This window comes from Kitasatospora sp. NA04385, from assembly GCF_013364235.1.
In the GTDB taxonomy this organism is placed as follows: Bacteria; Actinomycetota; Actinomycetes; order Streptomycetales; family Streptomycetaceae; genus Kitasatospora.
On the sequence record NZ_CP054919.1, the window covers coordinates 6,236,881 to 6,250,949 of the forward strand.

Consider the following 14,069-nt stretch of genomic DNA (forward strand, 5'->3'; position numbering starts at 1 on the left):
GCCGGGGGCGAGACATTGGAGGCAGGCCGACCGTGACCATCCAGATGCCCGTTGGACGGCCGGTGCCCCGGCTGTGGGTGCCGGCCGCGGACCCGGCCGGGCAGCGCACCAAGGCGGACGTGTTCGCCGCGATCCTGACCGCGGGCCCGCTGTCGCGGACCGAGGTGGCGCAGCAGCTGGGGCTGTCCCAGTCGACGGTCACGAAGATCGTCAATCCGCTGATGGACGCCGGTTACCTGGTCGAGGACGCCTCGGCGGCCGCCGAGGGGGCGGTCGGGCGCCCCCGGCGGATGCTCCAGGTGCGCACCGAACTGCACCTGGTCGTGGGGGTGAAGATCGGGCCGTCGAAGGTGACCGCGGTGCTGACCGACCTGGGGGCGCAGGTCCTGGCGCGCTGGGAGCAGCCGCTGACCGACCGGCGGATCGACGCCGTGGTGGCGGCGACCGCGCAGGGCGTCAAGGAGTTGTTGGCGTCCGTGCCGGGCAGCGCGGAGCGGATGCTGGGCCTGGGCGTGGGGGTCAGCGGGCACGTGGACCCGGCCGCCGGGCTGTGCCGGTACTCGGCGTTGATGGGGTGGCACGACGAGGACGTCGCCGGTCCGCTCGCCGCCGCGACGGGTCTGCCGGTGGCGGTGGGCAACGACGTGAACACCCTGGTGGTCGCCGAGCAGTGGTTCGGCCACGGGCGGGACACCGAGTCGTTCGCCGTGGTCACCGTCGGCCCCGGCGTGGGGTGCGGACTGCTGCTGGGCGGGCGGCTGCACCTGGGCCGCACGGGCCTGGCGGGCGAGTTCGGCCACATGCCGCTCGACCCGACGGGGCCGGTGTGCAGCTGCGGGAACACCGGGTGCCTGGAGGCCCTGGTCTCCTACGGCGCGGTGCTGCGACGGCTGCGCGAGGCGGGCCTGGCGGGCTGCGACGACATCGAGCAGGCCGTCGCGCTGGCCCGCTCCGGCCGCGGCCCGGACTCGAAGACGGCGCTCGCGGCGTTCGCCGCCGCCGGGGACGCGCTCGGCCGCGGGCTCGCGGGCCTGTGCAACCTGCTCAACCTGGAGAAGATCGTCCTGGCCGGCGAGGGCGCCGCGGTGCAGGACCTGTTCGGGCCGGCGATGGCCGCGTCCCTGCGCGAGCACGCCTTCTCCACCGCCGCCGCCGACTGCGAGGTGATCGTGGACGCGGTCACCGACGACCTCTGGGCGCGCGGCGCCGCCTGCCTGGTGATCCGCGACGCCGTCCAGTCGTGACGCCGGGGCGGCCGCGCGCATGACGGTGCCCCGGACCGGGCGGGAAGCCGCGGTCCGGGGCACCGTCCGTTCTCACACCGCAGCGCGTCGCAGCACCACGCACTCCCAGGGCCGCAGGACCCGGGAGCCGCCCAGGTCGGGCAGGTCGGCGTAGTTGGCGACCAGGACGCGGGCCCCGCCCCACCCCTCCAGCACCGCGGCCGGAAGGGGGCGGGGAGCGCCGTCGAGGTTGGCGGCGACCAGGAGCGCGCTCCCGTCGAGGCTGCGGGTGAAGACGTACAGGTGCTCGTCCTCGGGCAGGAGCATGGTGAAGTCGCCGTGGACCACGGCCGGTTCGCCGTGGCGCAGGGCGATCAGGCGCCGGTAGTGGTGGAAGACGGAGGACGGGTCGGCGAGTTGGGCGGCGGCGTTGACGCGGAGGTGGTCGGGGTTGGCCGCGATCCAGGGCGTCCCGGTGGTGAATCCGGCGCCGGGCGAGGCGTCCCACTGCATCGGGGTGCGCGCGTTGTCCCGGCCCATCCGCCGCAGCCCGTCGAGGACCTGCTCCGGGTCGGCGCCGGCCGCGACCGCGTGGGCGTAGTGGTTGCGGGACTCGATGTCGCGGAAGTCGTCGACGGCGGCGAAGGGGGCGTTGGCCATGCCCAGCTCCTCGCCCTGGTAGACGTACGGGGTGCCGCGGTGCAGGTGCAGGACGGTGGCCAGCGCCTTCGCCGACAGCTCCCGGTAACGGGGGCCGTCGTCGCCGAAGCGCGACACGGCGCGGGGCTGGTCGTGGTTGTTCCAGTACAGGCTGTTCCAGCCGGTGCCGGCCAGGCCCTCCTGCCAGCGGCCGAGGGAGCGCTTGAGCTCGCTCAGCCGCAGCGGGCGGGGGTCGAACTTGCCGCCGGGGCCGTGGTCGAGGCCGACGTGCTCGAACTGGAAGACCATGTCGACCTCGGCGCGGGCGGGGTCGGTGAACAACCGGGCCTGTTCGACGTCCACCCCCGGCATCTCGCCGACCGTCAGCAGCCGCCCCGGGTGCGCGGCGAACACCTCGCGGTGCATCTCCTGCAGGTACTCGTGGATCCGGGGCCCGCACACGTAGAACGGCGAGCCGTCGCCGTGGGCGGCGCCGTCGGCGACCGCGCCGTCGGGGAAGCGCTGGTCCTTGGAGACCAGGTTGATCACGTCCATCCGGAAGCCGTCGACCCCGCGCTCCAGCCACCAGCGCATCATCGCGTACACGGCCTGCCGGACCCGCGGGTTCTCCCAGTTCAGATCGGGCTGCTTGCGGGAGAACAGGTGCAGGTAGTACTCGCCGCTCGCCTCGTCCCACTCCCAGGCCGGGCCGGAGAAGAACGAGCCCCAGTTGTTGGGCTCGGCCCCGGGCGTGTCCGGCACGCGGCCGGGGCGGGCGGGGCGCCACACGTACCAGTCGCGCTTGCCGCCGACGCCCGCGCGCGAGTCCCGGAACCAGGGGTGCTCGTCGGAGGTGTGGTTGACCACCAGGTCCATGACCAGCTTCATGCCCCGGGCGTGGACGCCGGCGAGTAACTCGTCGAAGTCGCTCAGTGAGCCGAAGACTGGGTCGATGTCCTGGTAGTCGCTGATGTCGTAGCCGTTGTCGTCCTGCGGCGAGGGGTAGACGGGCGACAGCCACAGCACGTCGACGCCCAGCTCGTGCAGGTAGTCGAGCCGGGAGGTGATGCCGCGCAGGTCGCCGATCCCGTCCCCGTCGGAGTCGGCGAAACTGCGCGGGTACACCTGGTAGACGACCGCGGACTGCCACCACGGCGCGGGGGCCTCCGGGCCGGGGCCTTCCTGCGGCGCGGGAGCCGACTGCTCGGGAATGCTGCGGACGTCGAGGGACACGGGGAACGACCTCTCGGGGGAACGGGGAACGGGGACGCCGGTACTGCCGGGCTCCGGCAGGGCGGACGACCGGGCAGGTGGCTGGGCAGCGCACTGCCTCGGAGATAATTACTTTTGTCGAGAAAGTTGCTGGCTGTCAACGGCTTCTTGTCGTCGTGGCGCGGGCGCACGAGGATGTCACCTGCGCGTCTGTGCTGTTACGACATGGTGATGTTCGTGTTTCGATAGTTTCTTGACGCGAGAAAGTGGCCCGTGTCACGATCGGCGGGCGCCGGACGACCGAGGCCTTCCGCAACGTCCCTGCGGTCGAGCCGACCGGACGCACCGGGCCGCCCCGTGCCAGGCGGCCCGGCTCCGACTCCCTGGCCCGTGCCGGGTGCGCAGCCCCGCCACCCGGTTCGCCATCACCCGAGGACTCCCGATGAACCTCCCCCGCAGACGCGCCGCCCTCGCCGCGCTCGCCCTCTCCCTCGCCCTCCCGCTGACCGCCTGCGGCAGTGGCTCCGACAGCGCCTCCGGCGGCAACACGCTCCGGATCTGGCACTACGAGGAGCAGGACGGCGCCCTGAGCAACGCGTGGGACGCGGCCATCGAGAAGTTCAAGCAGACCCACCCCGGGGTGAAGGTCGAGTTCGAGCGCAAGACGTTCGACCAGATCCAGCAGAGCGCCGGCATGATCCTGAACTCCGACAAGGCGCCCGACGTCATGGAGTACAACAAGGGCAACGCCACCGCCGGCCTGCTGTCCAGGCAGGGGCTGCTGACCGACCTGACCGCGGTCGCCAAGGAGCGCGGCTGGACCGCCAAGATCAGCGACAGCGCCTCGGTGCCCGCCCGCTACAACGCCAAGGGCGAGATGGGCGGCGACAAGTGGTACGGGATCCCGAACTACGGCGAGTTCGTCCTCTCCTACTACAACAAGGACATGTTCACCAAGTACGGCGTGAGCATCCCGACCGACATGGCGAGCTTCGAGGACGCCCTCGCGAAGTTCAAGGCCGCCGGCATCACGCCGCTGGCCAACGCCGGCAACGACCACCCGGCCTCGCACTGGCTCTACCTGCTGGCCCTGTCCAAGGCCGACAAGAAGTGGGTCCAGGACTACCAGACCTTCTCCGGCACGATCGACTTCCACGGCCCGGAGTGGACCTACGCCGTCGAGACCTACCAGCGCTGGCTCGACAAGGGCTACTTCGACAAGGACGACGTCAGCCTCAAGGGCGCCGACATGACCGAGCAGTTCGTCTCGGGCAAGCGCCCCATCCTGGTCGGCGGCAACTGGTGGTTCGGCGGTTTCAAGTCCGACATCAAGGACTTCGACTGGGGCACCGCGAACTTCCCCGGCAGCAAGATCACCCTCGGCTCCAGCGGCAACCTCTGGGTCGTCCCGCAGCACTCCAAGAACAAGACGCTCGCCGAGGACTTCATCGACATCACGATGTCCCCGGAGATCCAGGCCCTGATCGGCAACAACGGCAACGTCCCGATCGCCGCGCAGCCGGACGCCATCACCGACCCCAAGTCCCGCGAGCTGGTCAGCGAGTTCGACCAGATCCAGAAGAGCGACGGCCTGGGCTACTACCCCGACTGGCCGGCCGCCGGGTACTACGACGTCCTCGTCTCCGCGACCCAGAACCTCATGAACGGCACCGACGCCAAGTCCGTCCTGGACCAGATCGCCGCCCCCTACGAGAAGCAGGCCGCTTCCCGGCACTGACCCCCGGCCGGACGACCCGGGGCGCCGACCGCACCCGCGGCCGGCGCCCCGACCCAAGGAGCACCGATGGACACCAAACCCCGCTCGCGGTCCGCGGGCTACGCGCTCTACCTCGCGCCCGGCCTGCTGCTGTGCCTGCTCTTCCTGGTCGTCCCGCTGCTGATGACCTTCGGCTACAGCTTCACCAGCTGGCAGGGCATCGGCGACCCGACGTGGACCGGCCTGGACAACTACACCCGCCTGCTGGGCGACGCCGACTTCTGGGCGTCCTTCCGCAACATCTTCTTCCTCATCTTCGGCATGGCCGTCGTCCCCACGATGCTCGGCCTGCTGATCGCCGCCGTCCTGTTCGACTACATCGGCAAGAAGCACGGCGACCGCCTCGTCAACGCCTTCCGCTCCGGCCTCTACCTGCCCCAGGTCATCCCGGTGGCCGTCACCGGCCTCATGTGGGGCTGGATCCTCGCGCCCCGCGGCACCGTCAACTCCCTGCTGGCCAAGGCCGGCCTCGACGGCCTCGCGCAGAACTGGCTCGGCAACCCCGACCTGGCCCTGTGGGTCGTCCTGTTCGTCCTGATCTGGATGCAGCTCGGCTACCCGCTGGTCCTCTTCCTCTCCGGCCTGCAGCGCATCGACCCCGAACTGTACGAGGCGGCCGAACTCGACGGCGCCGGCTGGTGGCAGCGCTTCACCCGGATCACCGTCCCGCTGCTGCGGCCCGAGGTCTACGTGGTGCTGGTGACCACCACCATCGCCGGTCTGAAGGTCTTCGCCCAGATCTACGTCCTGACCGGCGGCGGACCCGGCAACTCGACCCTGGTCCCCTCCTACTTCGCCTACCAGAACTTCTTCGAGCGCGCCGACGTCGGCTACGGCTCGGCGATCTCCAGCACCATGTCGCTGCTGGTCCTGATCATCGCCGGAGCCTTCCTCACCCGCCAGGCCCGCGAGGACGGACGAGCATGAGCACCGACACCCGCACCGCGCCGCCCGCCCGCACCGGCGCCACCCCGCACCCGAAGACCGCGAGGACGAAGCCGGGCGCCCGCTCCGCCGCCGGCCGCCGCACCCCGCTGTCCCGGGCCGTCACCATCGCGATGGGCGTCTTCGTCCTCGCCTTCCTCGCCCCGTTCCTCGTCATCGTCCTCAACTCCTTCAAGACGTCCGCGGACTACCGCAAGAACGGCCCCCTCAGCTGGCCGGAGTCCTGGAACTGGAGCATCCTCGGCGACGTGTGGCAGCGGGTCGACTTCACCCAGAAGCTCACCAACAGCCTCACCACCAGCCTCGGCGTCGTCGTCGTGGCCGTCGCGCTCGCCCTGTTCAACGCCTACGCCATCGGCATCGGCCGCGTCCGCTGGCGCACCCCCCTGCTGGTGTTCTTCCTCGGCGTCAACGTCCTGCCGCAGGAGGGACTCGTCTATCCGATCTACTACCTCTTCAAGCAGTTCGGCCTCTACGACGACAAGCTCGGCTACACCCTGCTCGTCGGCATCGTCTACAGCGCCTTCGGCACCTACCTGCTGACCTCCGTCTTCAGCGGCTTCCCCCGCGAACTGATCGAGGCCGCCTCCCTCGACGGCGCCGGGCGGTGGACCATCCTGTGGCGGATCGTGCTGCCGATGAGCTGGCCCACCCTCTCGGTCATGTGCGTCTTCTTCTTCGTCTGGAGCTGGAACGAGTTCCTCTACCCCGTCGTCCTGCTCATCTCCAACGACAACCAGACCGTCCCCCTGGGACTGTCCGCCATGCAGGGCCAGTTCACCAGCGACCCCACCGCGCTCAGCGCCGCCGCCCTGCTCGGCATCCTCCCCATGGTGCTCTTCTTCTTCGCCTTCCAGCGCACCCTGACCCGCGGCATGGCCGCCGGAGCCGTCAAGTAGGGCCCCCGTCCGCACCGGCAGGGGCCCGACCCCGCACCGCGGCCGCCGGGGCCCCGGTTCCCCGCAGCAGCGTCAGAGACCCCACCGTCTCACCCCCAGCGTCACCACCCTCATCGAGAGCTCCCGCCCCGAGGCACCCCGCCGCCCGGGGCGGTGCAGCCGCGGCACCGGCCCCACACCGGCCGGGCCACGGCGAATCCCCCGTTCGCGCATCTCTCACGAGAGGGCCACCGCTCCGATGGACCGACACCTCCCACCCCGACCGCGGCACGCACCCTCACGCACCCCCCGGCGGCCGTGGGCCCGCCTCGCGCTGGCACTCGCCATCGGCTGCCTGGCCGCCGACATCGCGGCGACACCGGCCCCGGCCGCCGCCGACACCGGGACCGGCGGCAGCGACGGATGGGTGCTGAGCACCACCGACACCACGACCGACTACGCCCCGGCATTCGTCGGCAACGGGTACCTCGCCTCCCGGGTCCCCGCGGCCGGAGCCGGTTACAGCGACGGCAAGGTACCCGTCCAGTCGGAGCTGGCCGGCCTGTACGCCCTGCCCCAGGGGCAGCGGGAACTGCGGGCGGGCCTGCCGACCTGGACCACGCTCGGATTCGGGCGCGACGACGGCAACGGCGGCGTCTACGGCGTGCCGGCGCCACGCCCGTGCACGTTCGACCAGCTGTGCCCGGCCGGGCACGGGCAGATCTCCGGCGGGGCGTTCGTCGAGGACACCCACGCCGGCTCGACCACCGGCAGCTACCTGGCCGGCCTGAACACCCACGACGCACCGACGGTCGGCGCCCGGGACGTGATTCCGATCCTGGACGCCCCGGGCGGAGCCGCGACGCTGGCGGTGCGCTACTCCAACGGCAGCGGCGGCCCGCAGACCGTCCACCTCACGGTCAACGGCGTGCCCCAGCAGGTGAACGCGCCCGCCACGCCCGACTGGGACAGCTGGGCGCTGCTGACGGTGCCGACGACCCTGAACGCCGGAACGAACACGGTCGAGATCACCGTCGCCCAGGGCGACACGGCCAGGGTCAACGTCGACTACGTCTCCGCCTACCCGGCCGGCGCCCCGCTCCCGACCGGGGGCAACCTGAAGAACGGCGCCACCGGCGACTACCGCCAGGCGCTGGACCTCAGGACCGGACTGCTGACCACCTCGTTCGACTGGACCTCGCCCGAGGGCGACCGCACGACGTTCACCTACGAGGTGAACGCCAACCGGGCCCACGCCCACCTCGGCACCGTGACGATCCGGGCGGTACCGCACTGGAGCGGAACGGCCGCGGCCGTCGACGGCTTCGACGAGCGCGGGCTGAGCGACGCGTCCGTCAACGGCACGCAGGTCGACGGCGCGCACGCGACGCTGTCGCAGAGCCTCGTCTCGGACGGCGACCTGGTGACCGCCGCCCTGCACTCGGCGCTCCGGGTGGACGGCGCCACCGTGCCCTCCACCCCGGTGACCGGGCCCGGCGGCACCACGTCCGGCCAGCGCGCGACCTTCCCGGTGACCGCCGGCCGGACCTACGAGGTCACCAAGTTCGTCGGCGCCGCCTCCAGCGTCGACACCGACCGCCCGCTCGCCGAAGCCACCCCCCAGCAGGCCGCCGCGGACGCGGCCGCCGCCGGTGCCGCCGCCGGCTACCGGCAGGCGCTCGCGGCCAACTCCGCCGCCTGGGCCGAGCTGTGGCAGTCGACGATCTCGGTCCCCGGCGACACCGCGATGACCGCGCAGATCCGCGCGTCGATGTTCTACCTGCTGGCCGGCGTGCGTTCGGACGTCACCTGGAGCGCCGCCCCGGGCGGCCTGTCCACCCACGGCTCCGCCGGCTACGGCGGCCACGTCTTCTGGGACATGGAGACGTGGATGTACCCGGCGCTGCTGGCCCAGCACCCCGACATCGCCAAGGCCGCCAACACCTACCGGCAGAAGCTCCTCCCGCAGGCCGAGGCCAACGCCGCGTCGCTGTCCACCCCCTCCCAGCCGATCAAGGGCGCCAAGTTCCCCTGGGAGAGCGCCCTCACCGGCAACGACGCCACCCCGCTGGACAGCCTCACCGGGCCCCTGGAGATCCACATCAACTCCGACATCGCCCTGGCGCAGTGGCAGTACTACCAGGCCACCGGCGACACCGACTGGCTGCGGGACAAGGCCTGGCCCGTGCTGAAGGGCATCGCCGACTACTGGGCCACCCGGGCCGTCCCCGACTCCAGCGGCAACTACCACATCAACGACGTGATCCCCCCGGACGAGTACAACGGGGACATCGACGACAGCGTGTACACCAATGCCAGTGCGCAGGCGGCACTGCGGATCGCCGTCCAGGCCGCCGGCATCGTCAAGCAGCCCGCCGACCCGGCCTGGAACACGGTCGCCGACGGCCTGACGATCCTGGTGGACACCGCCAACGACCGCCACGTCGAGTACCAGGGCTACGACGGCCGGGGCACCAAGCAGGCCGACGTCACCATGCTCCAGTACCCCTGGGCCGTACCGATGGCGCCCAGCACCGCCCAGAACGACCTCGACTACTACAGCCGGCGCACCGACCCCAACGGCCCCTCGATGACCGACGCCATCGCCACCATCGATGCCGCCGCCCTCGGCTCGCCCGGCTGCACGGCCTACAACCACCTCCGCGACAGCGTCGACCCCTTCCTGGGCGCACCCTTCAACCAGTTCCACGAAGCCCGCACCGGCGGAACGTTCACCTTCACCACCGGCAGCGGCGGCTACCTCCAGCAGTTCCTGTACGGCTTCACCGGCCTGCGCTGGGGCACCGACGCCGTCACCGTCGACCCGTTCCTGCCCGCCCAACTGCCCGGCGACGACGTGACCGGGCTGAAGTGGCACGGCAGCACCTTCGACGTCTCCGTCGGTCAGCAGGACACCACGGTCACCGTCCGCTCGGGCCCGGCCCTGTCCGTGCGCGACCGCAGCGGGGCCGTCCACCAGGTCGCCGCCGGAAGCACCCTGCACCTGCCCACCCGGCACCCGGCCGCCACCACCGGCCCCACCGGCTGTGCGGACCGGACCCCGACGGGGCCGATCACCGGAGCCGCCAGCGCCCGCTGCGTCGACCTCCCGGACGCCGCCGACGCGGACTGGACCCAGGTCCAGCTCTACGACTGCAACAACACCCCGGCGCAGACCTGGACGCTGCCGGGCGACCACACCGTCCGGGCCATGGGCAAGTGCCTCGACGTCCGCTTCGGCTCCGACGCCAACGGCACACCGGTACAGCTGTACACCTGCAACGGCACACCGGCCCAGCAGTGGACCTACGACCCGGACACCAGCCGGCTGAAGTCCCACGGCAAGTGCCTCGACGCGGCCGGCGCCGAAACCGGCAACGGCACCCGGCTCCAGCTCTGGGACTGCGTCACCGGAGCCGGCCAGCAGCAGTGGAAGATCCCCACCGCGAGCTGAACGACGCACCGCGCACCCTGCACAGCGCGCCCACAGCGAGTAGACGTACTGCGGCGCTGCACCCCGCTCGGACAAGCTCCGAGCGGGGGGCACCGCGGTCAGCCGGACGGTGCCCTCGACCGGTCGTCATCAACCCTGGAGGGCTGGGAACAGGCGTGGGTGGCCCACACGCACCGCTCCGTGTCGGCGTTCCTGTGAGAAAGTGCACAACCTGGTACAGACGAACGTGCACCGCATGCGGTGCACCACGACGTCGGCGCACGACATTCATGTCTGATCGGCGGTGTCGGCCCGGCCGCGTCGCGGGTGTCGCTCACGGGTGGCCGTGTGGTCAGGACCGGAGGAGGTGCGGGAGGGTGAACTCGGGCAGGGCGTAGGGGCCGGCCTGGGGTGCTGCCGGGTCGGCCGGGAGGTCGGCTCCGGGGATGTCTGCGGCGTGGGGTTCGGCGTTGTCGACGGGGGTGTAGTCCAGTACCGCCGGATCGGGTACCTCCCAGAAACGGCGGGTGTTGGCGGAGACGGCGTGCACGGTGGCGAAGCGGGTGGAGGCGGGACCGGCGGATGCGCGAACTCGTGCTGACCGCCTACGAGTTCCAGTGCGCCTTCTGCGGCTACGACGGGATGCTCGGCGCGAGCGCGGTCGGCCTGGAGGCGGCCCACGTGCGGTGGTGGGCCCATGACGGGCCGGACGAGGTCGACAACGGCCTGTGCCTGTGCTCCCTGCACCACAAGCTCTTCGACAAGGGCGTCCTGGGCCTGGGGGAGGGGCACCGCGTCCTGGTCTCCCGGCGCTTCGTCGGCCGCAGCGAGACCAGCCGGCAGCAGGTGCTCGCGCTGGCCGGCCGCCCGGTCACCGGCCCGCAGCCGGGGATCCCGCCGGTCGCCGACCGGCACCGGACGTGGCACACCGCCCAGGTCTTCCACGGCGAGCCCCGGGAGGCCGCGACCCCCGCGCCCGGCGTCTGACGACGGCCGTCCGGTCGGTGGAGTCAGCGGGCGGACGTGCCGATCACGCCGAGGGTCGGTGCGACGTCCGGCCCAGGGGCCGGTGCTCGCGCGGCACCTCCACGCGCCGGGTAAGCGGACGCTGCCCTGTGGGGCGCCACCGCGTGGCCGCGGACCAGCACCACCTACACCCCGTTGCGCTTCCCCGGCCGGTACTTCGACCCCGAGACCCGCCTCCACCACAACGTCCACCGCTACTACGACCCGCTGGGTCTATCGCCGCGCACCAACGTTCCTCGGGATACGGCTCGCAACCCGCGTTCGGCGGCAGGGCGGGCGGCCCGTGGAACGACCCGTACCACCCCGACAACGTGGACGAGAACATCAAGGACTGGCGGGACTACTACCGCGACCACCAGGCCCGGGCCGCCCAGAAGGGCGTCAAGGCGGGACGCGGCCCGTCGGAGATCCACCGGGTCGCCGGGCCCGAGGGAGCGTTCCCGGCAGCAAGTGGCACGCCCAGCGCAAGGGCCGGACCTCACCGCCGCCGCCGGCCCCGAGGCCCGGTTCGTCGCCGAAGCCGTCGCCGGGACCGCCGGGGCCCGGATTCTCGCCGGCCCCGTCTCCGCTGCCCGCCCGTTCCCGGTCGAACGCCTTTACGTGACGGTTCCGGCGATGCCCCTCCCCGGGTGACCGGCGGACCTCCCGCGCTCGGCCGACCGGCCCGCGGAACCACGACTGCCGGGCGAGGCCGCCGCTCCGCACCGTCGCGGTGCGACATCACCGCCGCCCGGCCACCACTCGTTGCGGTGGGGTCAGGTGTCGGCCGCGGCGTCCGGGCCGGCCTGGCGGCGGAATTGCTCGTTGATGCGCAGTGCCTCTTCGAGCTGGTCCTCCAGGACGATGATGCGGCAGGCCGCGTCGATCGCAGTGCCCTGGTCGACGAGGTCGCGGGCGCGCATCGCGATCCGCAGCTGGTAGCGGGAGTAGCGGCGGTGGCCGCCCTCGGAGCGCAGTGGGGTGATGAGGCCCTGGTCGCCCAGGGTGCGTAGGAAGCCGGCGGTGGTGCCGGTCATCGCGGCGGCCCGGCCCATGGTGTAGGCGGGGTAGTCGTCATCGTCGAACGAGCTGACGGGGTCCGGGGTGTGGGGCTGGTCGGTCGTCGTAGTCACTGCACCTCTCTTGGTTCCGGAGAACGCGTCGAGGGGCCCCGGCGCCGTGGCGGCTCCGGGGCCCCGAAGGGGAAACAACACCATCTACCGGCCTTGGCCGGGTTCCTTGTTCCGCGCTGCCCCGGAAGGGGGGAGCTGCGGGGATCGCGTATGCGTGACCGAAAACCACCGTCCTCGTACTCAAAGGGGGTCTGCGGTGTCCGCCCGGGTGAAAGGCATCACGGGCCGGGCGATCCTGATGGCGCTCTGTCCCTCCGTTCTCCCTCTTCGTGGACTGGTACTGCCAACTGCTGGTACTGCTTGCTGGCAGCCCCTGATGACCGCGGGCTGCCCGGCCCGGCCGTCGACCCCGTCGCCTCACTGCACACACGCTGGCTTCAGGACCCCACTGCCGTGCCGACCTGCGAACTTCTTCGATGCCTCCCGCCAGTTCATGTCTGCCGGGCCATCTCTGCACTGCGCTTACGAGAGAAACGCTAACCCCGTGGCGGGTCAATGTCTACCTCGGCCACGATAGATTTTCCGGCGCCCGGGAGGCAGGTAGTCTGCGCCCCGCAGGGCATGGGCGCGGGGGGCGGGCCGCTTTCCGGTTGTGTTGCACGGGGGCGCCGCGGCTCCGCCAGACTGGTGGGGGCGGGGCGGTTCAGTCGAGGCGGGCGATGGCGGCGTAGCAGGAGGCCTGCTGGTCGGTGACGGCCGCGGTGTCGGCGTCGGGGCGCCAGCGGGGGGTGGAGACGATGCCGGGGTCCAGGACGTGCCAGCCGTGGAAGAGGGCGGCGATCTCGTCGCGGGTGCGGGCCTGGGCCTCGGTGCCGGAGTTGCGGTAGACCTCGACGAGGCGGGCGGTGGCCTCGGGTTCGAAGTCGGGGGTGAAGTGGCTGATGGCCAGGTAGCTGCCGGGGGCGAGGCGGGCGGTGAAGGCGGCGACGAGGTCGGCGGCGCTGCGGTCGGGGCGGTCGGCGATGAAGTGGAGCAGGGCGTTCATGCTCAGCGCGACCGGGCGGGCGAGGTCGAGGATCTCGGCGGCCGCGTCCAGGATGGTGTCGGGGGTGCGGACGTCGCCCTGGACGTAGGCGGTGCGGCCCTCGGGGGTGCTGTTGAGCAGCGCCTCGGCGTGGGTCAGGACGATGGGGTCGTTGTCGGCGTAGACGGCCCGGACGGCGGGATTGATGCGCTGCGCGATCTCGTGCAGGTTCGGCGAGGTGGGGATGCCGGTGCCGACGTCGAGGAACTGGTCGACGCCGAGCACGGCGAGCGCGCGGATGGAGCGGTGCATGAAGCCGCGGTTGGCGTGGGCGGCGAGCCGGGCGTTGGGGAAGGCGTCGAGGGCGCGGCCGGCGGCCTCGCGGTCGGCCGGGAAGTTCGTCACGCCGCCCAGGTAGTAGTCGTACATCCGGGCCGAGTGCGGCCGGTGGATGTCGAGGTTGATCCCGATCTCTGGTGTCTGCCGGGTGGTTTCGTCGGGCATCGCGCGTCCCCCTGGTCGCTGAGTCCTTCGTCGGCCGTGCCGGACCCGGGGGTGGAGCGGGCGGTGGCGCACCCCCCGGCGCGGAGCTCATCAGATCATGCCCCACCGCGGCGACGGGCAACCAGCCGACGGGGCGCGGAGGCCGCCGGCCCGCCCGTGCCCGGCTCGGCGGTCGGTCCGGTCGGTCCGGTGGGCCCGGTCGGCGCAAGAGGTCGTGCACTGATCTCAACTGTTCTCGGAGGGACGGACTTTGACCGGTGGATGTTCGGGAAAATCCGTTTTCACCAGAGGGGCCAAGATGCGATGAGATGTAAATCTGAGGGGACATCAGTTCCCTCGGTCAGGGCATCGGCGTG

Annotated in this window: 9 protein-coding genes and 1 pseudogene; 6 read left to right on the forward strand and 4 right to left on the reverse strand. The window is 71.8% G+C overall.

The features are described 5' to 3' along the window. Positions 1-32: 32 nt before the first annotated feature. The gene (locus HUT16_RS27715; RefSeq protein ID WP_176190778.1) at positions 33-1,244 is read left to right on the forward strand and encodes an ROK family transcriptional regulator; all 1,212 of its coding nucleotides are present in this window, start codon (positions 33-35) and stop codon (positions 1,242-1,244) included. A gap of 72 nt (positions 1,245-1,316) precedes the next feature. Here HUT16_RS27715 and HUT16_RS27720 read toward each other — a convergent pair whose 3' ends face one another. Further along, positions 1,317-3,095, reverse strand: a complete 1,779-nt coding sequence (locus tag HUT16_RS27720; RefSeq protein ID WP_254898013.1) for an alpha-glucosidase — start codon at positions 3,093-3,095, stop codon at positions 1,317-1,319. 421 nt (positions 3,096-3,516) lie between these two features. Here HUT16_RS27720 and HUT16_RS27725 point away from each other — a divergent pair, with 421 nt between their 5' ends. The 4 genes from HUT16_RS27725 to HUT16_RS27740 all read left to right on the forward strand — a co-directional run bounded on the left by HUT16_RS27725 (position 3,517) and on the right by HUT16_RS27740 (position 10,128). After that, a complete protein-coding gene (locus HUT16_RS27725) occupies positions 3,517-4,812 on the forward strand; it encodes an ABC transporter substrate-binding protein (protein ID WP_176190779.1) in 1,296 nt (431 codons plus the stop codon). A 66-nt stretch (positions 4,813-4,878) separates the two neighbouring features. Next, positions 4,879-5,778, forward strand: coding sequence for a carbohydrate ABC transporter permease (locus tag HUT16_RS27730; protein WP_176190780.1), 900 nt, complete (start codon positions 4,879-4,881; stop codon positions 5,776-5,778). 131 nt (positions 5,779-5,909) lie between these two features. Then, on the forward strand, positions 5,910-6,695 hold the full coding sequence (locus tag HUT16_RS27735) for a carbohydrate ABC transporter permease (protein WP_254898377.1): 786 nt from the start codon (positions 5,910-5,912) through the stop codon (positions 6,693-6,695). Positions 6,696-6,933: 238 nt separating this feature from the next. Continuing rightward, positions 6,934-10,128 carry a ricin-type beta-trefoil lectin domain protein gene (locus HUT16_RS27740; protein WP_176190782.1) on the forward strand — a complete coding sequence of 1,065 codons (3,195 nt, stop codon included), beginning with the start codon at positions 6,934-6,936 and terminating at the stop codon, positions 10,126-10,128. A gap of 331 nt (positions 10,129-10,459) precedes the next feature. Here HUT16_RS27740 and HUT16_RS27745 read toward each other — a convergent pair whose 3' ends face one another. After that, positions 10,460-10,657, reverse strand: coding sequence for a hypothetical protein (locus HUT16_RS27745; protein WP_254898436.1), 198 nt, complete (start codon positions 10,655-10,657; stop codon positions 10,460-10,462). Between the two features lie 17 nt (positions 10,658-10,674). Between HUT16_RS27745 and HUT16_RS27750 the strand changes: the two are divergent. Then, positions 10,675-11,094: pseudogene (locus tag HUT16_RS27750) on the forward strand (HNH endonuclease); the annotation flags it as partial. A gap of 794 nt (positions 11,095-11,888) precedes the next feature. Here HUT16_RS27750 and HUT16_RS27755 read toward each other — a convergent pair. Continuing rightward, positions 11,889-12,167, reverse strand: a complete 279-nt coding sequence (locus HUT16_RS27755) for a MerR family transcriptional regulator (protein ID WP_254898378.1) — start codon at positions 12,165-12,167, stop codon at positions 11,889-11,891. A 721-nt stretch (positions 12,168-12,888) separates the two neighbouring features. Next, complete coding sequence (locus tag HUT16_RS27760) at positions 12,889-13,713, reverse strand: SAM-dependent methyltransferase (RefSeq protein ID WP_176190784.1); 825 nt, start codon at positions 13,711-13,713, stop codon at positions 12,889-12,891. Positions 13,714-14,069: the final 356 nt, after the last annotated feature.

What these genes read in the sequence shown, in the direction of transcription:
- HUT16_RS27725 (WP_176190779.1), top strand. Translation starts at nt 3,517, where the DNA reads ATGAACCTCCCCCGCAGACGCGCCGCCCTCGCCGCGCTCGCCCTCTCC.
- HUT16_RS27730 (WP_176190780.1), top strand. Translation starts at nt 4,879, where the DNA reads ATGGACACCAAACCCCGCTCGCGGTCCGCGGGCTACGCGCTCTACCTC.
- HUT16_RS27735 (WP_254898377.1), top strand. Translation starts at nt 5,910, where the DNA reads ATGGGCGTCTTCGTCCTCGCCTTCCTCGCCCCGTTCCTCGTCATCGTC.
- HUT16_RS27740 (WP_176190782.1), top strand. Translation starts at nt 6,934, where the DNA reads ATGGACCGACACCTCCCACCCCGACCGCGGCACGCACCCTCACGCACC.
- HUT16_RS27755 (WP_254898378.1), bottom strand. Translation starts at nt 12,167, where the DNA reads ATGGGCCGGGCCGCCGCGATGACCGGCACCACCGCCGGCTTCCTACGC.
- HUT16_RS27760 (WP_176190784.1), bottom strand. Translation starts at nt 13,713, where the DNA reads ATGCCCGACGAAACCACCCGGCAGACACCAGAGATCGGGATCAACCTC.